General features: G+C 60.7%; 24 protein-coding genes. 12 read left to right on the top strand and 12 right to left on the bottom strand.

The genetic code is table 11. The features are described 5' to 3' along the window. The first annotated feature begins 30 nt into the window (after positions 1–30). The gene (locus C7U61_RS10285) at positions 31–546 is read left to right on the top strand and encodes a low affinity iron permease family protein (RefSeq protein ID WP_106999043.1); all 516 of its coding nucleotides are present in this window, start codon (positions 31–33) and stop codon (positions 544–546) included. Here the strand turns inward: C7U61_RS10285 and purB are convergent. From purB to C7U61_RS10265, 4 genes are all read right to left on the bottom strand, one after another. Then, positions 527–1,828, bottom strand: coding sequence for an adenylosuccinate lyase (purB, locus tag C7U61_RS10280; protein WP_106998003.1), 1,302 nt, complete (start codon positions 1,826–1,828; stop codon positions 527–529). The genes C7U61_RS10285 and purB overlap by 20 nt on opposite strands. A 102-nt stretch (positions 1,829–1,930) precedes the next feature. Next, positions 1,931–2,425: a hypothetical protein gene (locus C7U61_RS10275; protein ID WP_106998002.1), complete on the bottom strand. Its 495-nt coding sequence runs from the start codon at positions 2,423–2,425 to the stop codon at positions 1,931–1,933. Positions 2,426–2,438: 13 nt separating this feature from the next. After that, entirely contained in the window at positions 2,439–3,125 is a 687-nt protein-coding gene (rpe, locus tag C7U61_RS10270) for a ribulose-phosphate 3-epimerase (RefSeq protein ID WP_106998001.1), read from the bottom strand. A gap of 140 nt (positions 3,126–3,265) precedes the next feature. Continuing rightward, the gene (locus C7U61_RS10265; protein ID WP_106998000.1) at positions 3,266–4,348 is read right to left on the bottom strand and encodes an ABC transporter substrate-binding protein; all 1,083 of its coding nucleotides are present in this window, start codon (positions 4,346–4,348) and stop codon (positions 3,266–3,268) included. Positions 4,349–4,516: 168 nt separating this feature from the next. Between C7U61_RS10265 and C7U61_RS10260 the strand changes: the two genes are divergently transcribed. Genes C7U61_RS10260 through C7U61_RS10230 form a run of 7 tightly spaced genes read left to right on the top strand, consistent with a single transcriptional unit; the run spans position 4,517 to position 10,210 of the window. Then, positions 4,517–5,011 (top strand): flavin reductase, encoded by a 495-nt coding sequence (locus C7U61_RS10260; protein ID WP_106997999.1) that lies wholly within the window; start codon positions 4,517–4,519, stop codon positions 5,009–5,011. Positions 5,012–5,030: 19 nt separating this feature from the next. Next, a complete protein-coding gene (locus tag C7U61_RS10255; RefSeq protein WP_106997998.1) occupies positions 5,031–5,960 on the top strand; it encodes a MoxR family ATPase in 930 nt (309 codons plus the stop codon). A gap of 3 nt (positions 5,961–5,963) precedes the next feature. Next, positions 5,964–7,211 carry a VWA domain-containing protein gene (locus tag C7U61_RS10250; RefSeq protein ID WP_106997997.1) on the top strand — a complete coding sequence of 416 codons (1,248 nt, stop codon included), beginning with the start codon at positions 5,964–5,966 and terminating at the stop codon, positions 7,209–7,211. A gap of 7 nt (positions 7,212–7,218) precedes the next feature. Then, positions 7,219–7,548, top strand: a complete 330-nt coding sequence (locus C7U61_RS10245) for an XdhC family protein (protein WP_106997996.1) — start codon at positions 7,219–7,221, stop codon at positions 7,546–7,548. Continuing rightward, the gene (locus C7U61_RS10240; RefSeq protein WP_106997995.1) at positions 7,548–8,255 is read left to right on the top strand and encodes an XdhC family protein; all 708 of its coding nucleotides are present in this window, start codon (positions 7,548–7,550) and stop codon (positions 8,253–8,255) included. The genes C7U61_RS10245 and C7U61_RS10240 overlap by 1 nt, the downstream gene beginning before the upstream one ends. Then, positions 8,252–9,886, top strand: a complete 1,635-nt coding sequence (locus C7U61_RS10235; RefSeq protein WP_106997994.1) for a molybdopterin-binding/glycosyltransferase family 2 protein — start codon at positions 8,252–8,254, stop codon at positions 9,884–9,886. Before C7U61_RS10240 ends, C7U61_RS10235 begins: the two co-directional genes overlap by 4 nt. 3 nt (positions 9,887–9,889) lie before the next feature. Continuing rightward, entirely contained in the window at positions 9,890–10,210 is a 321-nt protein-coding gene (locus C7U61_RS10230) for a TfoX/Sxy family protein (RefSeq protein ID WP_106997993.1), read from the top strand. Between the two features lie 3 nt (positions 10,211–10,213). Here C7U61_RS10230 and C7U61_RS10225 read toward each other — a convergent pair whose 3' ends face one another. The 5 genes from C7U61_RS10225 to C7U61_RS10205 all read right to left on the bottom strand — a co-directional run bounded on the left by C7U61_RS10225 (position 10,214) and on the right by C7U61_RS10205 (position 15,173). Next, positions 10,214–10,636: an NUDIX domain-containing protein gene (locus C7U61_RS10225; RefSeq protein ID WP_106997992.1), complete on the bottom strand. Its 423-nt coding sequence runs from the start codon at positions 10,634–10,636 to the stop codon at positions 10,214–10,216. Between the two features lie 66 nt (positions 10,637–10,702). Further along, on the bottom strand, positions 10,703–12,226 hold the full coding sequence (locus C7U61_RS10220; RefSeq protein WP_106997991.1) for a DEAD/DEAH box helicase: 1,524 nt from the start codon (positions 12,224–12,226) through the stop codon (positions 10,703–10,705). Positions 12,227–12,423: 197 nt separating this feature from the next. Next, positions 12,424–13,740: a M23 family metallopeptidase gene (locus tag C7U61_RS10215; protein WP_106997990.1), complete on the bottom strand. Its 1,317-nt coding sequence runs from the start codon at positions 13,738–13,740 to the stop codon at positions 12,424–12,426. A 115-nt stretch (positions 13,741–13,855) separates the two neighbouring features. Further along, positions 13,856–14,686: a ferritin-like domain-containing protein gene (locus C7U61_RS10210; protein ID WP_106997989.1), complete on the bottom strand. Its 831-nt coding sequence runs from the start codon at positions 14,684–14,686 to the stop codon at positions 13,856–13,858. Between the two features lie 4 nt (positions 14,687–14,690). Further along, positions 14,691–15,173, bottom strand: coding sequence for a peroxiredoxin (locus tag C7U61_RS10205; protein ID WP_106997988.1), 483 nt, complete (start codon positions 15,171–15,173; stop codon positions 14,691–14,693). Positions 15,174–15,301: 128 nt separating this feature from the next. Here C7U61_RS10205 and C7U61_RS10200 point away from each other — a divergent pair, with 128 nt between their 5' ends. Next, positions 15,302–18,721 (top strand): DUF3971 domain-containing protein, encoded by a 3,420-nt coding sequence (locus tag C7U61_RS10200; protein WP_106997987.1) that lies wholly within the window; start codon positions 15,302–15,304, stop codon positions 18,719–18,721. 72 nt (positions 18,722–18,793) lie between these two features. Here C7U61_RS10200 and C7U61_RS10195 read toward each other — a convergent pair whose 3' ends face one another. Both C7U61_RS10195 and tyrS read right to left on the bottom strand, forming a co-directional pair. Next, entirely contained in the window at positions 18,794–19,096 is a 303-nt protein-coding gene (locus C7U61_RS10195) for a hypothetical protein (RefSeq protein WP_106997986.1), read from the bottom strand. A gap of 171 nt (positions 19,097–19,267) precedes the next feature. Next, a complete protein-coding gene (gene tyrS / locus C7U61_RS10190) occupies positions 19,268–20,524 on the bottom strand; it encodes a tyrosine--tRNA ligase (RefSeq protein WP_106997985.1) in 1,257 nt (418 codons plus the stop codon). Between the two features lie 284 nt (positions 20,525–20,808). Between tyrS and C7U61_RS10185 the strand changes: the two genes are divergently transcribed. After that, positions 20,809–23,376 (top strand): caspase family protein, encoded by a 2,568-nt coding sequence (locus C7U61_RS10185; protein WP_106997984.1) that lies wholly within the window; start codon positions 20,809–20,811, stop codon positions 23,374–23,376. 177 nt (positions 23,377–23,553) lie between these two features. Continuing rightward, complete coding sequence (locus C7U61_RS10180; protein ID WP_106997983.1) at positions 23,554–24,069, top strand: GNAT family N-acetyltransferase; 516 nt, start codon at positions 23,554–23,556, stop codon at positions 24,067–24,069. Positions 24,070–24,081: 12 nt separating this feature from the next. Here C7U61_RS10180 and C7U61_RS10175 read toward each other — a convergent pair whose 3' ends face one another. Next, a complete protein-coding gene (locus C7U61_RS10175) occupies positions 24,082–24,759 on the bottom strand; it encodes an alpha/beta hydrolase (protein ID WP_106997982.1) in 678 nt (225 codons plus the stop codon). Positions 24,760–24,992: 233 nt separating this feature from the next. Between C7U61_RS10175 and C7U61_RS10170 the strand changes: the two genes are divergently transcribed. Beyond that, the gene (locus C7U61_RS10170) at positions 24,993–26,159 is read left to right on the top strand and encodes a cysteine desulfurase family protein (protein ID WP_106997981.1); all 1,167 of its coding nucleotides are present in this window, start codon (positions 24,993–24,995) and stop codon (positions 26,157–26,159) included. Positions 26,160–26,225: the final 66 nt, after the last annotated feature.

Genomic DNA, 26,225 nt, shown 5'->3' with positions numbered 1-26,225 from the left:
GTTGATCCGCATCACAAGGAGATGCGGATCATGACACGACTTACCCATGTTTTCACCCGTTTCGCAGTTTTGGTTTCGGAATGGGCCGGCAAGCCGGTCATTTTCGTGCTGGCGCTGCTTTCGGTGGTTCTTTGGGGTACCAGTGGGCCGATCTTCGGTTATTCCGACACGTGGCAGCTGGTCATCAACACCAGCACGACGATCGTCACCTTCCTGATGGTTTTCCTGCTTCAGAACGCACAGACGCGTGATACACGGGCCATTCAAGCCAAGCTCAATGAACTGATCCTGACAAGCACCGCTGAAAATCGCTTCATCGGGATCGAAAATCTGGACGAGGAGGACTTGAAACATCTCGCCGGGCTCGTCGAGAAGGCGGCGAAGCGCCACCAGGAACAGGGCGGGGAAGAGGCCAGCGGGAGCGTCGAGCATAACGAGGCGGTCGTCCTCGACGCCGCGAACAAGAAAAAGAGGCGGCGCGTCAGCCCCACCGCCTCAAGCAAGGCAAAATCGGAAACGGGAAATCCTAGCCGAAAACCCGCTTGAAGATCGTGTCGACATGCTTGATATGATAGCCAAGGTCGAACTTTTCGCGGATATCTTCTTCCGAGAGAGCGGCGCGCACCTCCTGGTCGGCCAGCAGTTCCTCCAGGAAATCCTTGCCTTCTTCCCAGACCTTCATCGCATTGCGCTGGACCAGGCGATAGGAATCCTCGCGGGAAACACCAGCCTGGGTCAGCGCCAGCAGGACGCGCTGCGAATGAACAAGTCCACGGAACTTGTTCAGATTCTTCATCATATTGTCCGGGTAGACCAGAAGCTTGTCGATGACGCTGGTGAGACGGGCCAACGCGAAATCAAGCGTGACGGTCCCGTCCGGGCCGATCATACGCTCGACCGAGGAGTGCGAGATGTCGCGCTCATGCCATAGGGCGACGTTTTCCATGGCAGGGATCGAATAGGAGCGAACCATGCGGGCGAGACCGGTCAGGTTTTCCGTCAGCACCGGATTGCGCTTGTGCGGCATGGCGGAGGAGCCCTTCTGGCCCGGAGAGAAATATTCCTCCGCTTCCAGAACTTCGGTGCGCTGCAGATGGCGGATTTCGGTTGCGAGACGCTCGATCGAGGAGGCGACAACGCCGAGGGTCGCGAAGAACATGGCGTGACGGTCGCGCGGTATAACCTGGGTCGAGACTGGTTCCGGCTTCAGGCCGAGGGCGGCGGCGACATGTTCCTCGACGCGCGGATCGATATTGGCGAAGGTGCCGACGGCGCCGGAGATGGCGCAGGTGGCGACTTCCTCGCGAGCGGCGATCAGGCGCTGCTTGCAGCGTTCGAATTCGGCATAGGCAAGCGCCAGTTTGACGCCGAAGGTGGTGGGTTCGGCATGGATGCCGTGCGAACGGCCGATGGTGACGGTGTCCTTATGCTCGAAGGCGCGCCGCTTCAGAGCTTCCAGCAGCTTGTCGATATCGGCGATGAGCAGATCGCTGGCGCGCACGAGCTGGACGTTGAAGCAGGTATCGAGCACGTCTGAGGAGGTCATGCCCTGGTGCACGAAACGGGCATCGGGACCGACGATTTCCGCCAGGTGCGTCAGGAAGGCGATGACATCGTGCTTGGTAACGGCCTCGATCTCATCGATGCGGGCGACGTCGAACGTGGCCTTGCCGCCCTTTTCCCAGATGGTATCCGCCGCCGACTTCGGAATGACGCCGAGAGCGGCCAGCGCGTCACAGGCATGGGCCTCGATCTCGAACCAGATGCGGAACTTGGTTTCGGGAGACCAGATGGCGACCATTTCCGGTCGGGAGTAGCGCGGGATCATAGGCTCAAAGCTTTCTTGGCTGGCGGAAAGGGAAAACTCGGCGCCCCCATAACAAAGACGGACGGCAATCACAATGTTTCAGAGGCACAATGTTTCAGGGCCTCAATCTCTCTGGCGCGCAAGATAGGCCGAAACGACGATCAGGCAAAGCAGGCCGAGCGGCAAAAACAGGGCGAGGCCGAGGACGGCGAACTGGTAGACGGCGCTGGCGCCGGTGAACAGGAACTGGAAGATCCAGATAAGCGAGCCGAACGGCGCGTGCCAGCGCGAATAAAACCAGCGATAGTCCATGGCGAAGAGGAAGGCCGTCATTGCCGCGGTGCCGATGGAGAGGGCCAGAAAGAAGGCGGCAAAACGCGCGCTGGTCGGCCGCTGGCGGGCAAAACGCCGGACAAGGGGCACCACGACGGGCCAGGAGAGGGCGCCGCCGAAGAAATAGACGAGGGTGAGGGCGGTGAGGTGGCTGGTCAGAAGACCATTGCGCAAATAGAGCGCCGCGACCGCCGAGGCGGCCATGGCCGCGCCCCAGCCGGTCGCACCGCAGGCAATTTCGAGACAATGCGAGGCGACGGACCGTCCCCGGCCCGTGGCTGTCATGACGTTGGTCGGTTTAGTTTGATCCAACGCGGCCTCGTTCGGCGGCGGCCCTGAGATCCCCGACCGTCTGTCGGTAGGCTTCAACCGATTCGCCCTTGAAGATGGCGGAGCCAGCCACGAGGACGTTGGCGCCGGATGCCGTGATGAGAGGAGCGCTTTCGACCGAGACGCCGCCATCGACTTCGAGCTCGATCGGCCTGTCACCGATCAGGGACTTGGCGTCGCGGATCTTGTCCGCCATGGCGGGGATGAACTTCTGGCCGCCGAAGCCTGGATTGACCGACATGATCAGGATCAGGTCGATGTCATCGAGCACGTTTTCGAGCACGGAAAGCGGCGTTGCCGGGTTGAGGGTAACGCCGACCTTCTTGCCGAGATGGCGGATCGTCTGCAGCGAGCGGTGCAGATGCACGCCGGCTTCGGCGTGAACCGTGATGCGGTCGCAGCCGGCCTTGGCAAAGGCTTCCAGATAGGGATCGGCCGGCGAGATCATCAGATGACAGTCGAAAGTGGCTGTCGTGTACGGACGCAGCGCCTTGATGACATCGGCGCCGAAGGAGATGTTCGGCACGAAATGGCCGTCCATGACATCGAGATGGATCCAGTCGGCGCCGGCTTCGGTCACATCCTTGACTTCCTGCCCGAGCTTGGCGAAGTCGGCGGCGAGAATGGAAGGGGCAATGCGGATCGGCAAGGTCATGGGTAGCTGAGCTCCAACTGATGTCTACAGCGCCGCGCGTCACATGTGACGCGCTAGGGTCGCTGTAGTGCTTTAGATTATGCAGTGGCGTCTGGATTAGCACCGCTCTCGCGGGCAAACAACCGCCCGAACGGATCACCTCAATTCGACGGCGACGTCATCGGCACGAAGGTATTGCCCCGCCATTCCAGCAGGCGATAAGGGTTTTCGGTCAATTCGTGGTTCTGTCCGAACGAGATCGGGCCGATTATTGTCTGAAAAACCGTTCCGACGAGCTTTTCGGCAATGGGTTTATTGTCCGCCTTGGCGCCGTGCGCTGCCTGGCTGGCGATCTGCGCCGCTGCCGCGGCCGGCAGCGTATAGCCGTCAGGTTCGATGCCGCCTGCGCGCATCGCCTGTATCGTGGGCTGGGCTGCCGGCAGGCCGGCATAGTCGGGCAGTGCGATTGCCTGCACACCCTCCAGCAAGGGAAGGGGCTGGTCTGCGGCACGCATGGCATCGCCGCCCATCAGGACCAACGGGATGTTCTCGCTCTTGGCGTCACGGGCGATCACGGCGACATCGCTGCGGTCGCCGCCGACGAAGACGCGCGTTGCACCTGCCTTCTTCAGTCGTCGCACGAGGGCGATCTGCTGGTCCTGTCCAGGACGGTACGTATCGGTGAAAACAGGCTTCAGCCCTTTTTCTTCAAGCGCATTGCGGATAGCGCCGACCAGTTCGCGGCCGTGTATCGTGCCGTCATCGATCAGCGCCATCGGTTCCGCAACCCAGTTTTTCAGAATTGTATCGATTGCCACGGCTGCCTCGGCGCTATCGACCGGTGCCAGGCGAAAGAGGGGCCAGCCGTTCTTCAACGCGTCTTCCATGAGGATGCGCGAGCGCACGGAAACGGTGATGACGGGAATGCCGGCATCCTTGAGGCGCGGCAGCGCGCCCTCGAGGGTCTCCGTGCAGAGAAAGCCAATTGCAACTTGTGCCTTGGCAGCCACCAGCGCTTCAGCGGCCGCTCGGCCGCCATCCTCCGTGCAAGGCTCGTTGACGACGGTCGCCGTATCCTTTTGAGCCTGGACCTCGAAATTTGCGCCAGCGGTTATCTCTGCCCCCAGCGTTGCAAAATTACCGTCCTGCGGGGCCACGACGCCGATGTGAATTCCCGCGGCATAGCTGCTGCCGGCTGCCGAAAGCAGCGCAAGCAGGAGCGGAAGGCGGCGCAGAACGTTCATCAATGGAGTATCCCGGACAATTTTTCTGCTCTATTTATCCGTCTGCGGGGCATCGTCAAAGAAAAAGCAGCAAAATCGCTCTGTTTTCAATAATCCTATTGTAGAAAAGCTAACGCCTGACCGTCATATTCCATGATAGGCAAGCACGACTCAACAAAGGAGACGGTGGTGCTAGACAGGCAACGTATGGATCCGGCGCTTTATCGCGATGCCATGAGCCGCTATGCCGGCCATGTGCAGCTGGTGACGACGGCACTCGGCGCGGAGCGGCGTGGCGTGACGATCACGGCCGCGTGCTCGGTGTCGGACAGCCCCGCGACGGTTCTGATTTGCCTCAACAACAGCAACGTCAAGAACGAAATCTTCTTCAAAAGCGGCATCTTTGCCCTGAATTCGCTGGGTGCCGATCATCAAGCCCTGGCAGATGCCTTTTCCGGCAAAACGCAGCTGACTGTCGACGAGCGTTTCGCTGCCGGCAAGTTCGAGACGCTGGTCACGGGTGCGCCGGTGCTTGCCGATGCGCTTGCCGCCTTCGATTGCCGCGTACTCGAGATCAAGCAGGCCTCCACCCACAACATCATCTTCGGCGAAGTGATGGCCATACGCTATAGCGAACCGAAGCCGGCACTCCTCTATATGAACCGCGGCTATCACACGCTATAACCCCTGCAAGGGAGTTATCATGGCGGATCAGACTTTACCTTCACTGCCGAGTTCGATCGATGAGACGATGGCATTGCTCGGCGCCCAGGACTATCTGGCCGGACGCGCGCTCGGCACTGTTTTGTTTCTCGCATTGAAGATGAAACGGCCGCTCTTTCTCGAGGGCGAGGCCGGCGTCGGCAAAACGGAAATTGCCAAGGTCCTGGCGAAGGCGCTCGACCGGCCGCTCATCCGGCTGCAATGCTATGAAGGGCTGGATGTCTCCTCGGCCGTCTACGAATGGAACTATCCGGCACAGATGCTGGAAATCCGACTGGCAGAAGCATCGGGGCTCACCGACCGCGACCGTATCGAAGCCGATATCTTCTCCGAGCGCTATCTGATCCGCCGGCCGGTGCTGCAGGCGCTGTCGTCCATCGGCGGTCGGGCGCCGGTCTTCCTGATCGATGAGTTGGATCGCACCGACGAGGCTTTCGAGGCATTTCTGCTGGAGGTGCTGTCCGATTTTCAGGTGACGGTGCCGGAGCTCGGAACCATCCGCGCCGCCGAACCGCCAATCGTCATCATCACCACGAACCGGACGCGCGAGGTGCATGACGCCCTGAAACGGCGCTGCCTCTATCATTGGGTCGATTATCCTGCGGCCGAGCAGGAGCTTGAGATCATTCGCCGCAAGGTGCCTGGCTGCAACGAAGCGCTGTCGCACCAGATCGTCGCCTATGTACAGAAGCTGCGCACGCTCGATCTCTTCAAGAATCCGGGCGTTGCCGAGACGATCGACTGGGCGACTGCCCTGACGGAACTCGATCGGCTGGCGCTCGATCCCGAGACAGTTTCGGATACATTGGGCACGCTATTGAAATATCAGGACGATATCGCCCGTATACAGGGCGCCGAAGGCAAGCGTGTGTTGGACGAGGTGAAAGCCGAACTGCTGGCGGCGGGATAAGCCATGGCATCGGGCACGCAGGATGGCATCATCGTTGCGCCGTCACCGCCCGGTGACGGGCGCCTTGCCGATAATATCGTGCTGTTCGGCCGGGCGTTGCGCAAGGCCGGGCTGAAGATCGGGCCTGGTGCTATTGCGGATGCCATCGAGGCGGTTGAGACCATCGGCATCGGCTCCCGCGAGGAATTTCACGCCGCCCTGTGTTCGATCTTCGTCAAGCGTCATGAGGATCTGGCCGTCTTCGACGAAGCGTTCCGGCTGTTCTGGCGTTCTCGCGATCTGGTCGCCAAGATGATCGCGATGATGTCGCCCGTCGCGCCCGACCACCGGCAGAAGGAAAAACCGAAGCCGGGCGAGAGCCGCGCAAGCGATGCCTTGCTTAGCAACCGTGACGAACGGCGCCCGCAGCGCGAGGCGCCCGATATCGAAATAGATTCGCGATTTACCAGCTCCGGCAGCGAGGTTCTGCGCCATCTGGATTTCGCCCAAATGTCGGCGGCGGAGATTGCCGTCGCCAAGAAGGAACTGGCGAAGCTGCAATTGCCGCTGGACCGTGTGCGCACGCGCCGTTTCGCACCGTCACGCACGGTGGCCAAGGTTGATCCACGTGCGACGATGCGCTCGGCCCTTCGGACGGGCGGAGCGCTGATCCTGCCGCGCTTCCGACGGCCGAAGGAAATGCAGCCGCCGCTGGTCGTGCTGGCCGATATCTCCGGCTCGATGAGCCAGTACACGCGTATCTTCCTGCATTTCCTGCATGTGCTCACCGAACGGCGGCGGCGCATGCATACGTTTCTGTTCGGAACGCGGCTGACCAACGTGACCAGAGCAATGCGCCACAAGGACCCGGATCAGGCACTGGACGAATGCGCGGCCGCGGTGCGCGACTGGTCCGGTGGCACGCGGATCGGCGAGGCGCTGAAGGAATTCAACAGGCTATGGGCGCGCCGCGTGCTGGGGCAGGGCGCAATCGTGCTCTTGATAACCGATGGGCTGGAGCGCGAAGGTGTGGAATTGCTTGGGCAAGAGATGGATCGTCTGCATCGCTCCTGTCGGCGGCTGATCTGGCTCAACCCGCTCTTGCGCTTCGAAGGTTTCGAGGCTCGAGCGCGCGGTGTAAAAGCGATGCTCCCGCATGTTGACGAATTCCGTCCCGTTCACAATCTATTATCTCTGGCCGATCTCGTATCGGCTCTCACCGCCGGCCGCGCGGATAGCTATGATCCCAGGCGGTTTCTCGGCAAGCAATGAGGCTCCGATGTCAGATATATCCGAAAGTCTGGATCCGCTCGTGATCGCGGAGGAATGGGTGTCGGCGGGCCGCAACGTGGCCCTGGCGACCGTTGTCGATACCTGGGGGTCGGCGCCACGCCCGTCCGGTAGCCATCTGGTTATCGACGGCGAAGGCAATTTTCACGGGTCGGTTTCCGGCGGCTGCGTCGAAGGCGCCGTCATCACCGAGGCGCTCGATGTCATCGAAACGGGCAAGTCGCGCATGCTGGAATTCGGCGTTGCCGATGAGACCGCGTGGCGGGTCGGCCTCTCCTGCGGCGGCCGCATCAGCGTCTATGTCGAAAGGCTCGGCTGATGGACCGTCAGATACTGGCGCGGCTGAACGAAATGCGGCGCAAACGGCAGGCGGCGATCCTCGTCACCGATCTCTCCGGAGGCCAGGATCGGCTCATCGTCGAAGGTGATGTACTCGAAGGCGCTCTCGCCGATGCGGCTGCAGCGGCATTCCGCTCGGGCAAGTCCGCGGCACTTGAGATCGGCGGGCAGAACCTGTTCTTCAATGTTCATTTGCCGCCGCCGCGCATCGTCGTAATCGGCGCTGTCCATATCAGCCAGGTTCTCGCCCCGATGGCCGCACTTGCCGGTTTCGACGTGACGATCATCGATCCGCGCAGCGCCTTCGCCACGCCGGAACGCTTCGAGGGCATAGACCTGATCGCCGATTGGCCAGTCGACGCGCTGAAGGAGCGGCCGCTCGACAGCTATATGGCGCTGGTTGCCGTAACCCATGATCCCAAGATCGATGACGAGCCGATTATTCAGGCGCTGAAGACCGGCTGTTTCTATGTCGGCGCGCTCGGCAGCCGCAAGACGCATGCCAGCCGCCTGGAACGCATGAAGCGGGAAGGCCTGAGCGAAACCGAGCTTGTCCGCATTCATGCGCCGATCGGGCTTCCCATCGGTGCCGCAAGTCCGGCCGAGATCGCGGTCGCCATTATGGCAGAGGTCATCGCTTCGCTTCGCGGGCGGGATGTCTCGTCGCCGAAAGGCGTTGCGCTATGATCTTCGGTGAATTTTTGACGGCGGAGGCGAAGGGTGCGGTTCTCGCGCATTCCGTTCGATTGTCTGACGGCAGCTTCTCCAAGGGGCATAAGCTCACCGGCGGAGATATCGAGCGACTCGCCGCCGCCGGAATCGACCGCGTTATCGCTGCGCGCATCGAAGCGGGCGACCTTATGGAAGACGAGGCCGCGGAGCGGCTGGCGCGGGCCATCGCACCGGATCATCTGACTTTTTCCGAGTCAGCGACGGGACGGGTGAATGTTTACAGCACCGTCGACGGCCTATTCATTGCGGATCGCATGGCGGTCGATCGGATCAACACTCTCGACCCGGCGATCACCCTTGCCTGTCTCGCGGACCATGTACCGGTGCGAACGGGCGACATGGTCGCGACCTTCAAGATCATCCCGCTCGCCGTTTCCGCCGCTAAAGTAGCGGCTGGTGTCGAAATTCTGCGGCGAATGCCGGTTTTTGAGGTCAAGCCCTTCATCCCTCATGCCGTATCGCTTGTTGCTACGGAGCTGCCGTCGCTGAAGGCCTCCGTCATGGACAAGACGGCACGCATCCTTTCGCAGCGGCTGCAGCCGGCGGCCAGCGTGTTGCAGCGGGAAGAGCGGGTTGCCCATGGCGCGGCCGATGTTGCCGGCGCGATCCGTCGCGCTCTCGCGGCCCAGGATCGGCTGCCCAAACTGGTGATCGTTTTCGGCGCTTCGGCGGTCATCGATGCCGGCGACGTCATTCCGGAAGCGATTCGGCTTGCCGGCGGCGAGGTCATTCAGGTCGGCATGCCCGTCGATCCGGGTAATCTATTGGTGCTCGGCAAGGTTGGCGACGTCCATGTCGTCGGAGCGCCCGGATGCGCGCGCAGCCCGAAGGAGAATGGCTTCGACTGGGTGCTGGACCGCATATTAGCCGGCGAACAACCGACGCGGCAGGATATCAGCGGCATGGGCGTTGGAGGGTTGCTGATGGAAATTCAGTCACGTCCACGGCCGCGCGACATTGCCGCCAAGCCGGCGGCTGAGATATCGGTCGCCGTCGTCCTGCTGGCTGCCGGCAAGGCGAGCAGAATGGGCGAAGGCGGTTCGCACAAGCTGTTGGCGGAATTCGAAGGCGTACCGCTGGTTCGCCGTTCGGCATCCGTGGCCATAGCAAGCGGCGCATCCCATATCGTTGCGGTCACCGGACATCGTCGCGAGGAAATCAAGGATGCGCTAAACGGTCTTGCCGTTGAGGTTGTATTCAATCCGGATTATGCATCCGGCATGGCGAGTTCGCTGGTTGCTGGTGTCGGTACGCTGGCGGCTCAAAAGGCCGATGGCATCCTTGTCATGCTGGCCGACATGCCCGGCGTTACAAATGACGATCTGAAAACCTTGATATCAGCCTTTCGTGAGGCAAATGGTCAGGCGATCGTGCGGGCCGTATCCGGCGGGAAGCGCGGCAATCCCGTTATCCTGCCGCGCTCCGTTTTGAATGCCGTGATGCGGCTGGAAGGCGATGTCGGCGCGCGGCACATCATCGAGACATCGGGGCTGCCTGTTGTCGACGTCGAGATCGGCGAGGCGGCCCATCTCGATGTCGATACGCCCGAAGCTGTCGTGGCGGCGGGTGGCATTTTGAAGGGTTAGTGGATGGATAATATCGATATCGAGGAAATGTTTCAGTCTCTCGGGCCTGTCACCATCAAACGGATGTTCGGCGGCAAGGGTATCTATCATATGGGGCGCATCCTGGCGCTCGAAGTGGACGATGAGATTCTCCTGAAGGCAGACGATGCCAGCGCTTCCGAATTCGAGGCGGCCGGCGCGCGGCGCTGGGCCTATGAGGGCAAGAAGGGGAAAGCCGTCAACATGCCCTATTGGTCGATACCCGACGATGCGTTCGACGATCCGGATGAAATGGCGCGCTGGGTGCGGCTCGCCTATGAGGCCGCACTTCGTTCCGACAAGTAAGCCTCAGCGAAAGTCTTCTTCGCTTAAATGGGCGATGGTTGCCTTGGCAAACTCGGAAAGCGGAGCCGGCAACTCGTTTCGGCCAAACCAGCCGAAATTGGAGAGCTTGTCCGGCTCCATCAGCCGGGGTTCGCCGGAAAAATCCCTGCAGAGATAGATGAGCGAAATCCAGTGCTGCCGGTCGGCCTCGATAATGACTTCCTCGGTGCAGAGATAATCGATTTTGCCGATGGAGAGGCCGCTTTCCTCTTCCGCTTCGCGAATGGCTGCCCTGGCGGCGGGCTCCATGTAATCGACCTTGCCGCCGACGATGCTCCAGCATCCGGCTTCCGGTGCCTTGAGGCGCCGGTAAAGCAAGAGCCTGCCGTCCCGCAAGATTGCGAGGCCGGTTCCTAATCCTGGGAAATCGATGCCAGGCTTGCCCAATAGTCAAATCCCGAAATTGGGCGCAGCACCCGGCAATCCAGCCTGCTGCGCATCCGAGAGGATATATTAGGCCTTGGCGTTTGCCACAATGAGCATGAAAGCGGGGATATCGTCACCGAATCCAACCGGAGTCGGGCCGTCGTCCTGATCGCGATAGCGGTTGCGGCGCTCGCGATGATCGTCATTGGCAGCAGGGAAGGGCCGGTGGCTGTTACGAGAACCGTTATTGGATCTGTTATTGTTGTTCTCAGACTTGCGCTCGTTCTTCACGCTTTCGGCCTTTGCTGGTGCTGCTTCGATCGCTACGACGTCATTGTCCTCGACGTCGATATCAGATTTATGACTCGAGGCGTTGCGGCCTCCACGGCTGCGATCGCGATCGCGGCCCTTACCCTTCTGATCACGGCGGCGTGAGGAGGAGCGGTTGTCGTCACCGCTCTCGTCAGCAGGCGGCAGAGCCGAGAGATCGCCGTTCAGCCATTGGACATCTTCACCGATCAGTTTCTCGATCGCGTCGACATGCTTGGTGTCGCGCTTGGTGACGATGGTGAATGCGGCGCCTGAGCGACCGGCACGACCGGTGCGGCCGATACGATGGACATAATCTTCCGAATGGATCGGAACATCGAAATTGAAGACGTGACCGACATCGGGAAGATCGAGACCTCGAGCTGCGACGTCGGAGGCGACGAGAAGCTGAATCTGTCCGTCACGGAAGTTCTGCAACATCGTCGTGCGAGAGCGTTGGTCCATGTCGCCGTGCAACGCACCGACAGAAAAACCATGGCGTTCGAGCGAGCGGAAGAGATCGGCCACATCTTTCTTGCGATTGCAGAAGATGATCGCGTTCTTCAAATCCGTCTGGGCGCGGATGAGATCGCGCAGCGTAGCGCGCTTCTCATAGTCCTTGCTATGCGAGGCAACGAAGCGCTGCGTCACGGTCTTGGCCGTCGATGCCGGCTTGGCGACTTCGACGCGTTCGGGGTTCTGCAGGAAGCGGTCGGCCAGCTTCTGGATTTCCGGCGGCATCGTTGCCGAGAAGAACAGTGTCTGGCGCGTAAAGGGTATGAGCTTGGCGATGCGCTCGATGTCCGGGATGAAGCCCATATCGAGCATGCGGTCGGCTTCGTCGATCACGAAGATCTCGACGGCGCTCATCAGCAGCTTGCCGCGTTCGAAATGATCCAGCAGGCGGCCGGGCGTGCAGATCAGCACATCGGCGCCACGCTCGAGCTTGCGGTCCTGCTCTTCGAAGGAAACGCCGCCGATCAGAAGGGCGATGTTCAGACGGTGGTTCTTTCCGTATTTTTCGAAGTTTTCGGCGACCTGCGCAGCAAGTTCGCGCGTCGGCTCCAGAATCAGCGTCCGCGGCATACGAGCGCGAGCGCGGCCCTTTTCGAGCAGCGTCAGCATCGGAAGCACGAAGGAGGCGGTCTTGCCGGTTCCGGTCTGGGCAATGCCGCAGATGTCGCGGCGCTGAAGCGCAAAGGGGATGGCACCGGCCTGGATGGGAGTCGGTGTGATGTAGCCCGCGTCAGTCACCGCGGAAAGGACTTTTTGGCTCAGGCCAAGGTCAGCAAATGTTGTCAAAGGGAAAACTAATTCCGTCTTGGTTCAGTCGAACACCATGAATCGACACGCATGAACGTGCCGCAATGCAGCGCGACATAGAACCAAATACCCATGAAGTCAAGGAAAGCAGGCGCTTCAACAGGCTCGAAGTTCATTCATAACGCAATTTTTGGATTAGTGCCATCTTTGTTGCGTGTTTGTCACAATTCCGGCAGCTAAATTGCGCCCAATCCGCTGATGTAACTTGCGAGTTTCGTGCCGGCGCCGATGAAATACATCGGGTCTACGGGATGCCCGTTCTCGCGCACTTCGTAATGCAGATGTGTTCCTGTCGAGCGCCCCGTGCTGCCCGCAAGACCGATCGCATCGCCGGCGCCGACCTTGTCGCCGACTTTAACGAGCACCTGTTCCATATGCCCATAGCGGGTGGTGATGCCGTCGCCGTGGTCGATCTCCACCATATTGCCGTAGCCGCCGGTCCATCCGGCCGAAACCACCTTGCCCGGGGCGGTCGCCTTGATCTTTTCACCGGGACTGAAATGGAAGTCGGTGCCGGTATGGAGCGCCAGCGTGCCGAAGAAGGGATCCTTGCGGTTGCCAAAGGGACTGGTGACGAGCTTGCCCGGCGCCGGGTTGCGGAAGGGGAGGCTTTCGGCGGCACCCCGCACGGTTTCCAGATGTGTCAAGGCGGTATCGAGCTGCGCCATGGATTGTTCGAACTGGTCTACGTTCTCCGGAGGCGCATAAGGTCCCCCCACCCCGTCGTCCGTATCTTCACGCGCAATGCCCGCGACCTGGTTCGGCACCTTGATGCCGACATTCTGCATGATCGATTGAATAGAATTGGCGGTTTCGGACGCGTCGGCGGTGAGATTGCGGATTCGAGACAACTGATCCTGTTCGATATGCTTCAGCGACAGCGTCACCTTGGAGAAGACCCGATCCGCGCGGTCGGCGACGGTTTCGGGGGCGGGGACGTAGGCAAGGGTGGAATTGTCGGGTGTGGCGTCAGCCGGCTTGCCGCTCGTGAGAAGCTTTTCGATTGCCTTGGGGGACGTCAGCTGCGCATGTTCATTCTTCTGCGCCGCAGCGCTGGCATCCGGATGCGCGCTCTTGTCGGTCAGGCCGGAATTCTCTGCCCTGTCGAGAAGGGTGCTGAGCTTTCCGTTGCGCGAGGAGAGTTGCTGTTGCTGTTCGATCAGCTTGTCGACCTTCTCCTCTACGACCTGCTGATCCAGGAGCTGGCGCGAGGTAACGCGATCGACCTGCGCCCGCAGAGCGGCGATCCGGTCTTCATAATCATATTGCATGCGCGCCTGGCGGGCCATCGTTGCGCCGATCAGATCGTCGCGCAGGACCAGGTAGGACGTGGCAAGGAGATAGCCGATCGAGAAGATGCCGACCAGGCAGACGGCAATGGCTGCCATCCACGGCCGCACGGTCATATGACGCACCGTATCGCCGCTGGCGAGGATGATGGTGTGATGTCGCCGTTGTCTACCGAAAACCCGGTTCTGAGGCTTTGCTGTCACCGAGAATCTCCCAATCGGTGCAGTCTGGCACCTAAGGGAAGTACACGGCATTATGGTTAATGAATGCTTTCTATTGCGGTATCAAATGCCGGAAAAACCGTTTGTCCTTGGTACGTCAAGCACTGCTTGTCGATGTCAGCGAGCGATAGAAGGACGGTGTCAGCCCGGCTTCCGCCCGTGCAATGTCATTGAACGGAGCCTTCAGCGAACCGCGGAAATTGGCGCGGACCAGCTCCTGGAAGGTTCGGGCGGGGTCGCGCTTTTCCCGCGCGCACAGGAAGCGAAACCATTTCGCGCCGACGGCGACGTGGCCTTTCTCGTCATTGTAGATGACGTCGAGTATGGCGGCGCTCTCCAGGTCGCCGGTTTCGCGCATTTTCGCCTGCAGCGCCGGCGTCACGTCGAGCCCCCTGGCTTCGAGAATCAACGGCACCACGGCTAGGCGGGCGGTGAGATCGGTGCGGGTCGCATGGGCAGCCTGCCACAGGCCGTCATGGGCGGGCAGGTCGCCATAGTCAGCGCCGAGTTCGCGCAGGCGCGCCCGCACCATGCGAAAATGCTTGGCTTCTTCGAAGGCGACCTGCATCCAGCCGTCAAAGAAGGAATTGGGGACCGGTCCTGTCGCAAAACGTGCGACGATATCGAGCGCCAGATCGACGGCATTCAGCTCGATATGGGCGATGGCATGCAGGAGAGCGATGCGGCCTTTCAGCGTATGCAGCGAGCGCTTCTCCATGTTTTTCGGGGGGACCAGTTCCGGCTTTTCCGGCCGGCCAGGCCGATCGGCGAGCGGCGGGTCGAGCGGGGAACGCAGCGACAGGGTACGCGCAAACCAGCGCCTTGCCGATTCCTGGGCAAGCTCGGTCTTACGATCGAGATCGGCCGAACGGATCGCGGTGATGGCGCCGCCGCGCAGCGACGCGATGGGTTCGGGACCGCCGGACATGGCCTTAGAGCTCCCTGGCTGCGGCCAGGACGGCTTCGGCATGTCCCGCCACCTTGACCTTGTCCCAGATTGCCGCGATGCGCCCATCGGCACCGATCAGGAAGGTCGAGCGGACCACACCCATATAGGTGCGGCCATACATGCTCTTTTCCCGCCAGACGCCATAGGCCATTGCCATGGTCTTTTCCTCGTCGGAGGCAAGCGGCACGGAAAGCGCATGCTTCTTGACGAATTTGTCGTGGCTTTTCACAATGTCAGGCGAGACGCCGAGGAGGGCGACGCCGAGTTTTGCGAAGTCGGCAGCCAGCGCCGTGAAGCTAATCGATTCGGTCGTGCAGGCGGTGGTATCGTCCTTGGGATAGAAATAGATCACCAAGGGCTTTCCAGCAAAATCGGCAAGGCGAACGCGATCGCCGCCATCGCGCGGAAGATCGAAATCGGGTGCCTTGTCGCCGACGTTCAGTTGAATCGGTAAAACTTCCGCCACGGGAAAACCTTTCTTTTGCCGGTTTTTTAGATGACACTTGAGGGAAGGCATATATACTGCTCGTGTGTGCCGTCCAATGGGACGCAGCGTCACCAACAAAATTGTATAAGCGAAAGGCACGCGCAGGAGTGATCCGAGGCGAAAAGATAACATTCCGCAAAAAGGATCTCGTATCGCTCGACCATCTGCCGTCCGCTCAGGTCGAAGATCCGTTGATCGTACACGTGCCGGAGCGCAGTCGCCGCAAGCGCTCGCATATTTGGCATGTCTGCCGCATGACGATGGTTTTCTGTGCGTTTCTTGCCATCATTCTCGGTGCCGTCATCGCGACCATCGAAGGCGGCATCTTCGATGCGCCGCTGTCCCAGAAAGCGCAAACGGCTCTCGATCAGGCTATCGGCCCGCGTTACAAGGCAGAGGTGGGCGCGACCGTGATCCGGTTTACCTCCGGCCTGCGGCTAGCGCTGGAAGCACGCGACGTCAATGTCGTCGATCAGGAGAGCGGCAAGCATCTGTCGACAATGTCGGCCGTCAACATGGAGCTGGACCCTTTGGCCCTCATCGAGGGCCGGGTGGAAGTGGCAAGTGTCGCGGCTGAGGGGATCGCGCTCGATACTTCGCTGCTGCCGCAAGGCGACCCGGTGGATTTGACCACTTTGCGTGTCGATGCCCTGCCCAAAGCCCTCAATGCAGCTTTCGACAATCTCGATTTCCTCGAACGTTTCGTCCAGCGAGGCGGCACGAATTCCGTGCGCATTTCCGGCTTCTCCATGAAGCTGGCGCGGCAGGAAGGCGAGCCGATCTCTGTTGTCGTGGACAATCTGGCCTTCGAGCGCACTGCTCCGAATTCCCTGCATCTCTTTGGCCAGGTGGCGCTCAATGGTTCCGTGGCGCTTCTGGATGTGCGGGCGGATCAAAAGGAGGCCGGTCGCAGCTCCTCGCTTGCGGCCAGGATATCCAATCTGGACCTCAAGCCGCTTACGATGACCTACGACCCGAACGGTACGCCGCGGCAGGGTTTGACGACCTTCGGGGACGTCACGCTTTCGGCCGTCAAGGGGCAGGCAGGCGCAGATCCGAAGCTGAACGCCACCATCGACGTCAAGCCCGGCGTCCTCTACATGGACCATGATCCGCAGGAGCTGACGCGAGCCGATATCAACCTGGCCTACAACTTCGATCACCAAACCCTGGAGATCGCTCCGTCCAATGCGCAGTTCCTCGGGACGAGCGTGCCGTTCTCCGGCGCGCTCATCGATCTCGATCGCGTTGACGCCAATGCGGGCAAAGGCTTCGGTATCGACTTCGTGATCAAGGATGGGGTTGCCGCTTCCTCCCTATCAGGGGAAAAGCCCATCAGCTTCGATGGTCGTGCCACCGGCCGGTTCTTTTCAGCGACCAAGGAATTCCAGTTCGACAATCTCGGCATATCGACGCCGCAGGGCGCGCTTTTCGGCTCCCTGCATATGAAGCTCGGTGACAGCTCGCCGGAGATCAGTTTCGGCGGCCGTGCAGACAAGCTCGATACGGCTGTGGTCAAGCAGCTATGGCCCTTCTGGATGGCCTCCAAACCCCGAACCTGGGTCGAGGGCAATCTCTTCGGCGGATCGGTTTCTAATGCCGTCATATCCGTTTTCATTCCTTCTGGCCGGCTGCGGGAAGCGTCACAGACCGGCAGGTTGCAGCTTGGCAAGAATGAGTTGCATATCGCCTTTGATATTGACGGCGCGCGAATGAATGTTCCGGGCGACATCCCGCCATTGCGCGATACCAAAGCGCATTTCGATCTTACCGGTCCGAATATGGTCGTCGATATCGCCTCGGCGACGTCCTACTTTTCGACAGGGCGTACGATCACGCTGAGCGACAGCAGCTTCTCGATCCCGGCGACCTACGATAAGCCGCTGATGGCCGATCTCGATTTGACGATTTCAGGCTCCGGTGACGCTATCGGCGAACTTCTGACCTACAAGCCTCTGGAGGTCCTGCAGCGGACCGAGTTCAAGCCGGAGGATTTCAATGGCAAGATCGTCGCCAAGGTCGATGCCAGGATAGGGCTGATCAGAGATCAGCAGCCGCCTCAGCCGGAGTGGCAGGCGACGCTCAATCTGGACAATGTCGATCTGCTGAAGCCCATGAACAATCGCAAGATCGACAATCTGACCGGTGTAATTTCGGCCGATCCGCAATCCGTGCACCTGCAAGCCCAGGCTCAGATCGATAGCATTCCCGCCCAGATCGAGATGGTCGAGCCCACCGACGGCAAATCGGCCGTCAAGCGCGCCCGCGTCATTACGGCAACGCTGACCGATGCGCAGCGCAACACGGTTCTGCCTGGACTTCGCGATATGATCGAGGGACCGGTCAAAGTGGAGTTGACGCGTATCGATGATGACCGCCAGGGCGTGAAGGTCGATCTCGGCAAGGCTGCTCTGACCGTTCCCTGGATCGGCTGGTCGAAAGGCAGCGGCATTGCGGCGACTGCGCAGTTCGAAGCGTCCGGTCCGGACAGCCAGACGGCGCTCAAGAACTTCACGCTCAAGGGCGATGGCTTCAGCGCCAGCGGCGATCTTCTGATCAGTAAGGGGAGCCTTACCTCGGCGAGTTTCACCAGCGTGAAGCTTTCGGCGCTCGACGATTTCGCGCTCTCGCTGAAGCGGAGCAAAAGCGGCGGCTATGACGTCGCCGTGTCTGGCAATTCCGCCGACATAAGGCCGATCCTCGCGCGCCTGAAGACATCCACATCCGGCGGCCAGCAGAGTTCGAACGGGGATGAATCGGCAAGCGCGACCGTTCGCGCCAATCTCGACAAGGTGGTCGGCTTCAATGACGAGACGATCGGCAATGTCAAAGGCGTCTATTCGATTTCCGGCGGCAAGACGACGGCTGCGGATTTTTCCGGCGTGACCCGTAGCGGCGAAGCGCTCGTCACCCAGATGAGCAAAGGGGCCAACGGCGTCATCCGTATCACGAGCGGCGACGCGGGGGCGGTTGCGCGCTTCACCGACCTCTACAAGCATTTGCGGGGCGGGCTGCTCAATCTGTCGCTGCGCTCGATCGGGCAGGATGACTGGGATGGCTCTCTCGATATCCGAAACTTCTCCATCACCGATGACAAGAAACTCTCGACCATCGTGTCGACGCCGAGCGGAAAGAACGGCAAGAGCCTGAATTCGGCCGTGAAGCAGAATATCGATACGCGTTCGCAGAGCTTCGAGCGCGGCTTTGCCCGGCTGGTGATGCGGGATGGGGTGCTCTCCGTCGAAAACGGCGTGGTGCGCGGGGTACAGGTCGGGGCGACGTTCCAGGGCGTGCTGAAGGACGCCGACGGCAAGATGGACATGACGGGAACCTTCATGCCCGCCTATGGCCTGAACCGGCTGTTCGCGGAAGTTCCGATCGTCGGCTTCATCCTGGGCAACGGCAGCGATCGTGGCCTGATCGGCATCACCTTCAGATTGACCGGCACGCTGGAGAAATCGAACCTGCAGATCAATCCTCTTTCGATCATCGCGCCGGGCGTTTTCAGGCAGATATTTGAATTTTGAGGGGCGGGCGCTTAGGCCTCTGACTTTCGATAGCGAAGGCAGGAAGGATTATTTTTCTTCCGCCAATCGCTCTCATATTCGTTCCGGCCCACCGTTCATGCGTCGGGCGAATGGTCGAGCGGGGTCCACGACACGCCAGAACGGAGCGGTGCCGTTCTGGCTGATCTGCACCAGATGTCGCTGAACGGTGACGGGGCAGCAGGCATCAGTGCCATATTGCCTGGCAAGCGCCTTTCTCACTTCCGCAATATCGGACAACCGGCCAGGCGGTGCCGCCCGCAGCGCGCGGACGATCATGCTCTCGCTGGGAATCAACATGCTTTGCGTGAGGCTTCGGCCTTTGCGCCTCATCTTGATCACAGGCAGTTCATCCATAGGTCACCTCCCAGCGTGCGATTTGAACTGAGAACGAATGGGCAGACTGCAATCCGACATGGGACTAAAAAAATTCGTCAGCATCGATAATGCTCCGCGTCATTGCCGGTCGAAAATGACAAAGCCGGCGCGAGGGGCGCCGGCTTGTTCGTTCTCGTGCCGATCGGATGCCTAGGCGGCGGGCCGGATCAGGATATGTTTCTTCTTGCCGAGCGAGAGCTTGATGACGCCATCGGCGGTGACTTCGCCGCTGCCGACGATCTTGCGCTCGTCGCCGATGGGCTGATCGTTGATGCGCACTGCGCCGCCCTGGACGTGGCGGCGAGCCTCGCCGTTCGAACCGGCAAGACCGGCGCGCACGATCAGAGCCAGCAGCCCGATGCCGACTTCGAGTTCGGAGGAGGGAACATCGACCGACGGCAGATTTTCCGACAGAGCGCCTTCTTCGAAGGTCTTGCGTGCCGTTTCGGCGGCCTGCTCGGCTGCCGCGCGGCCGTGAAGGATCGCGGTGACTTCCGTCGCAAGGATTTTCTTGACTTCGTTGAGTTCCGAGCCTGCAACGGCGGAAAGCCGCGCGATTTCCTCCATCGGCAGCGTGGTGAACAGCTTGAGGAAGCGCGGAACGTCCGCGTCCTCGGTGTTGCGCCAATATTGCCAGAAATCGTAAACAGGCAGCAGGTCGGCATTCAGCCAGACGGCGCCGGAAGCCGATTTGCCCATCTTGGCGCCGGAGGAGGTCGTCAGCAGCGGAGAGGTCAGGGCAAAGAGCTGATTCGTCCCCATGCGGTGACCGAGATCGATGCCGTTGACGATATTGCCCCACTGATCCGAGCCACCCATCTGCAGGCGGCAATCGTAACGCTTGGCCAATTCGACGAAATCGTAGGCCTGCAGGATCATGTAGTTGAATTCGAGGAACGAAAGGGACTGCTCGCGGTCCAGTCGCGTCTTCACGCTGTCGAAGGACAGCATGCGGTTGACGGAAAAATGCCGGCCGACATCGCGCAGGAATTCGAGATAGTTCAGCGAACGCAGCCATTCGGCATTGTTGATCATCAAGGCCGCGTTGCCGGGTTTGTTGTAGTCGAGATAGTTCGAGAAGCAACGCTTGATAGAAGCGATATTGTCCTCGATCATGTCGATGGTCATCAGCTTGCGGGCCTCTTCCTTGAAGGAAGGATCCCCGACCATGCCGGTGCCGCCGCCCATCAAAGAGATCGGCCGATGGCCGGTCGTCTGAAGCCAGTGCAGCATCATGATCTGGGTGAGATGGCCGACATGGAGGCTCGATGCCGTCGGATCATAGCCGATATAAGCCGTCACGGTTTCCTTGGCCAAGAGATCGTCGAGACCTGCTTCATCGGAAATCTGATGAATGAAGCCACGCTCTTGCAGGGTACGCAGGAAATCGGATTTGAACTCAGCCATGATCTTGGTCTCTCGATGCCGCATGCTGGAAGGCGCGGCGAAGTCGCTATTGTTTGATGTCGCGGTGGCGCGTTTAGCACCGATTTACCGACGCGTCATCATTTTGCTGGGAGTAGCCGACAAGTTTCGGCGCCGGCGAGATGTGTAAACGGGCGCTTCTGAACTCGACAGATTGTAACATGGCCGCGAAGCTGCCGGGAATAAGCCCCGCATTCGCCCAAATCAAATCCTAATCATTTCTTGTTGATCCCGTACGCACCTCATGTTTCGTGAAAGAAACCGGTATGTCACCTCTGCTTTCGAAGATGGGATTGTCATCCAAAAAGACGATCTGGGCATTTCTTGCCATGATGTTGGTTTTGGCCGGTATCGCTGCTGCGACCCCGGCCGAAGCGCAAAGTTCCCCGGAGAAGAGAATAGCCTTCGTCGTGGGCAATGCCGCCTACAAGGTGGGTGCGTTGCCGACGCCAGCCAATGATGCCGGTCTGATCGCACAAACGTTGCAGGCAGCGGGCTTCGATGTGATCGGCGCACGCGACCTCGATCAGAATGGCCTGCGCGACGCGATGCGCGACTTTCTGACGAAAGCGAATGCGTCTGGCCCCAATACGGTAGTCTTCGTCTATCTGGCGGGTTATGGCGTGCAATATCAGGGCGATAATTATTTCGTGCCGGTAGACGCGCAGATCGCCAATGCGACGGATGTTCCTGTCGAGGCGCTGCGCATGACGGATTTCACCAAATCGCTGGCTGCGATCGACAATCGCGGCAGCATCGTCGTACTGGATGCGGCGAGAGCCAATCCATTCGTGCAGTCCAACCAACCGCTGGCCGGCGGCCTGGCGCTGGTCGATCCCGACGCCAATCAGCTGATCGCGTTCAATGCGGCGCCCGGCACGGTCGCGCCGCAGGAGGCTGGTCCTTACGGGTCCTATGCGCATGCGCTGGCGGAGATGATCCGCGTGGGCGGTCTGCCGCTTGATGATGTGTTCGACCGCACGCGCCTGCGGGTCAGCGATCTGACCAAGGGCGCGCAGATTTCCTGGGACGCCTCAAAATTCAAGAATGCCTTCACCTTCTTCGACCGCGGCCCCGATGCGCCGGCAGCCCAGGTGTCCAGCTACGACAATGCGGCAATTCGCACGAAGGCGATCCGCGATTTCGACGAGCGGGATGCTTATTTCGCAGCGCTCGATCGCGATACGCTACAGGGCTATGAGGATTTCCTGGCGGCCTATCCCAATGACTCCATGGCAAGGCGGGTGCGCGCCATCATCGCCGCCCGCCGCGAGGCGATAACCTGGCGCGAGACATGGCGGGCCGATACGCCGGAGGCCTATTGGTCCTATCTCAGGCGTTATCAGCGCGGTCCCCACGTCTGGGATGCACGCCGTCGTCTCGAACATTTCGAGGCAGCGCTCGAGCCGCCGCCGTCCTTCACCGTCATCGAATATGACGTACCGCCACCGCCGCCGCCGGAAATCGTCTATGTCGAGCGGCCGGTGCTCTACTTCGACGATGCCGACTTCGGTTATGCACCGCCGCCGCCACCCGTCTTCCTGGGGCCGCCGCCGCCGGATTTCGTCGAGCTGGCACCGCCGCAGCCGGCGGTCGATCTCTACGTATTGCCGGAGCCGACCTATGTTCCGGTTCCCGAATGGGTTGAGCCCCCGCGAGATGTCGCACCGCCGGAAAACAATGTCATCTTCAACAACATCCATAATACGGTGGTGAACAACACGGTCGTCAACAACAATACGACTGTCAACGAGAATGGAGCCGCACCGGCGGCACCTGGACTGACGACCGGACAGAAGATTGCCGGAGCTGCTGTCATCGCCGGGGCCGGTGCTGCGGCACTGCATGTTGCCCTGCCGCCATCGGTACAGAAGAAGGCGGCCGTTCAGCAGCAACAACATCCGGCCGCGGTGATCAAAACTCCGACCGGAGCCGCACCGGCGGTCGCACCTACGGCCCAGCCGCAAGCGCAGCCACAGACAGGAAACGGTGCACACGCGCTTCCAGGTGCCAACGGGCAGCCCTTGCCGGCGGCCGGCAAGGTGCCGGCCACTCCGGGAGCGGCTCCGACGAAGCAGGCCCAGCAGCCGCAGGCGGCACCGAACGCCACGCATAATCCGGCTGCCGTCACCCAACCTGCCCAGCCGGGCACGAATACCAATGCCCACCCACTTCCCGGCGCGAAGGGCCAGCCCTTGCCCGCAACCGGCAATCCGCCAAAGGCTCCTGGCGCGGCACAAACCAAGCAGGCTCAACAGCCTCAGGCAGCGCCGAACGCCACCCATAACCCGGCCATCGCCACTCAACCTGTTCAGCCGGGTACAAATGGCAACGTGCATGCACTTCCCGGCGCCAAGGGGCAGCCCTTGCCGCCGGCCGGCAATACGCCTGCGGCGAAGGGACAAAATCAGATCGCCAAGACCCCGGCGCCGCATTCGGCTCCGATCACGAAGCCGAATGCCATTGCGGCTGCGCCGAAACCCAATGCGCATGTTCAGGCAATGAAGCCGGCGGCGCCCGCCTTGGCCGCCAAGCCCCCGGTGAAGCCCAACGTGGTCAACAATGCCCGGCCGCCGGTCAACAATCAGCCTCGCGTCGTGACCGCACCGCCGCGCCAGGTCAACCCGGCCGCGTCTCAGCCGAGGCCCGCGCCGCACGAGGCTGTGCAGGCGAGGCCACCCGCTCCTGCTCCGAAGGCGCAGGCTCAACCCAGGCCGCAGCCCCAGCCCCAGCCGAAGATCGCACAGCCGCAGGTGAAGGCGCCTCCGCCGGCACCGCAGAAGCCTCCGGCAAAGAAGAACTGCGGCGCACCGGGGCTGCCTGCATGTCACTGAGCGATGATATCGAACGATGTTCTAAAGGCCCGCTTCGGCGGGCCTTCACGTTCAATATTGTCGCTTCATTGCCTTGTTGAAATCGGACCTAGCGTTTAACTGAGTGGCCGGTTCCAAATCGGTTCCGTTATATTCGTCGTGGACTGGTTTATATTCGCCACGAAAACAGGCAGGCAGATGAGTGACATCATCATACTCGAAACCCCGCGCCTCGTGCTGACGATGTGGGACAAGGGTGATGCCGAAATGATTCGGCAATTGCATTCGACCATCGAAACAACGCGCTATCTCTCGGGTGCGGCGCCATGGACGCTGGAAAAAGCCGAGGAACGGCTGAAAAGCTGGTTTGACGAACATGCGCGAGATGGCACGACCAAATATAAGATGCTGCGGCGTGACGATGGGCGTTTCATCGGCCGCGCCGGCTTTTCGCGCTTCCGGGAACGCGGACGGGGCGAGTTCGAACTCGGCTATTCGATTCGGCAGGAGGCTTGGGGCAACGGCTACGCCACGGAGATCGCAGGCGCACTCGCGCAGTGGTTTTTCAGCCGCGGTCTTGCCAGGCAATTCATCGCCTTCACCCATCCGCAAAACGCTGCATCGCAAAGGGTTTTGCGAAAGATCGGCATGCAGGATCACCCGTCGATGACGATCGACGGGATCTCGTGTCCAACTTTCAGAATGGCCCGCTAACGGCCGTTTTTCTTAGCGGATGCGCTTGGCAGCCGGCTCCGGCACCAGTTCGCCATTCAGGCGACGATCGAGATAATCCTCGCATTCGCTGAGCAGCGTCTCGACCTGACCGTTGAAGAAGTGGTTGGCGCCCGGCACGGTCTTGTGCGTGATCAGGATGCCCTTCTGCGTCTTCAGCTTCTCGACGAGGCCGTTGACGTCCTTTTCCGGCGCAACCTTGTCGGCATCGCCGTTGATGATCAGGCCGGATGACGGGCAGGGGGCGAGGAAGGAGAAATCATAGATGTTCGGCTGCGGCGCGATCGACATGAAGCCTTCGATTTCCGGACGGCGCATCAGCAATTGCATGCCAATCCAGGCGCCGAAGGAATAGCCGGCAACCCAACAGCTCTTGGAATCCGGATGGAGGCTCTGGACCCAGTCGAGTGCCGATGCCGCATCGGAAAGCTCGCCGGCGCCGTGATCGAATTCGCCCTGGCTGCGGCCAATGCCGCGGAAATTGAACCGGAGGGTCGTGAAGCCGCGCTTCTGGAACATATAGAAGAGCTGGTAAACCACCTGATTGTTCATCGTACCGCCAAACTGCGGATGGGGATGAAGGATAATCGCGATGGGGGCGCTCTTTTCCTTGGAGGGCTGATAGCGGCCTTCAAGGCGACCAGCGGGGCCGTTGAAAATTACTTCGGGCATCGATACTCCGGCTCTTCTTTTTCTGCGTTCAAACCCAACGGCACGCAGCAAGTTGACTTGACGAATGCGCTCATCTTTTCTAGAACGCAGTTTAGAACAATTCGAAACTTGATGCGGTGTTCCGCGCGTTGTCTGTGCAACGGTTTGTGGAACGTGTCATAAGGCATGCCCGGCTGAAATTTCAAGGAAAATGAGCCGGCCGCAGCAAAGCAAAGTCGCGCAGGAAGAAGATTATGGCGGCAGCACGCCTCTATCTCGACTGGAATGCTACCGCACCGCTCCATCCGGCGGCCCGCGAAGCCATGCTGCGTTCGATGGATGTTCAAGGCAACCCCAATTCCGTTCACGGCGAAGGTAGGGCGGCCCGCGCGGCTGTCGAGGCTGCACGCCGGCAGGTTGCGGCTCTTACGGGTGCGGAAGCTGCCCATGTGGTTTTCACCAGCGGCGCCACCGAGGCTGCCAATATGGTGCTGACCCCGGAATTCCGGATGGGACGCACCCCGCTTGCTGTTGGCCATCTCTATATATCGGCGGTCGAGCATCCGGCCGTGCGCGAAGGCGGGCGGTTTGCCAAGGATAATATCAGCGAAATACCGGTGACATCGGACGGCACGGTCGATCTTGCCGCGCTGGAGGCGCTGCTATCAGCCCATGACAAGGCGAGCGGCCTGCCGATGGTTGCGATCATGCTCGCTAATAACGAGACGGGAATTGTCCAGCCCGTCACGGAGGCGGCGAAGCTCGTTCAGGCGGCGGGCGGCCTCTTCGTGGTGGATGCGGTCCAGGCAGCCGGCCGCGTTCCGCTCGATATCAATGCGATCGGCGCGGATTTCCTGATCGTCTCCTCGCACAAGATCGGCGGTCCCAAGGGTGCCGGCGCGCTCGTTTCGCGCGGCGAGGTGCTGATGCCGAAGCCGTTGATTCATGGCGGGGGTCAGGAAAAGGGCCATCGCTCGGGCACGGAAAACACGCTGGCCGTCATCGGATTCGGCGCCGCTGCCGAGGCCGCCGCCGAACGCATCGAGGTTCGCAATGCTGCGATCGCTTTATTGCGCGACCGGCTGGAAGCGGGCATGGAACTGGCGGCACCCGATGTCATCATTCACGGGAAGGATGGCCCGCGTGTACCGAATACGAGCTTCTTCACGCTGCCGGGCCTGAAATCCGAAACGGGACAGATCGCCTTCGATCTTGAAGGGCTTGCCATATCGGCCGGCTCCGCCTGCTCGTCGGGCAAGGTCGGCGAAAGCCATGTGCTCGTGGCGATGGGCTGCGACCCCAAACTTGGGGCGCTGCGTATTTCGCTGGGGCCGACCACAACCGAGGCCGATATCGATCGCGCAATCAGCGCCTTTGCCCGCATCGCGGAAAGGCGAAAGCTGGCGGGTGCAGCGGCCTGACGGCCACAATTTTGCGGAAACCGAAATTTCCGCTTGCCAAGCGGGGTGAAAAGTCCCTTTTGGCCG

It is taken from the genome of Rhizobium sp. JAB6, assembly GCF_003024605.1.
In the GTDB taxonomy this organism is placed as follows: Bacteria; Pseudomonadota; Alphaproteobacteria; order Rhizobiales; family Rhizobiaceae; genus Rhizobium.
The sequence above is the reverse complement of the archived record's forward strand: the minus strand, read 5'-3'. Positions and strand labels throughout refer to the sequence as shown.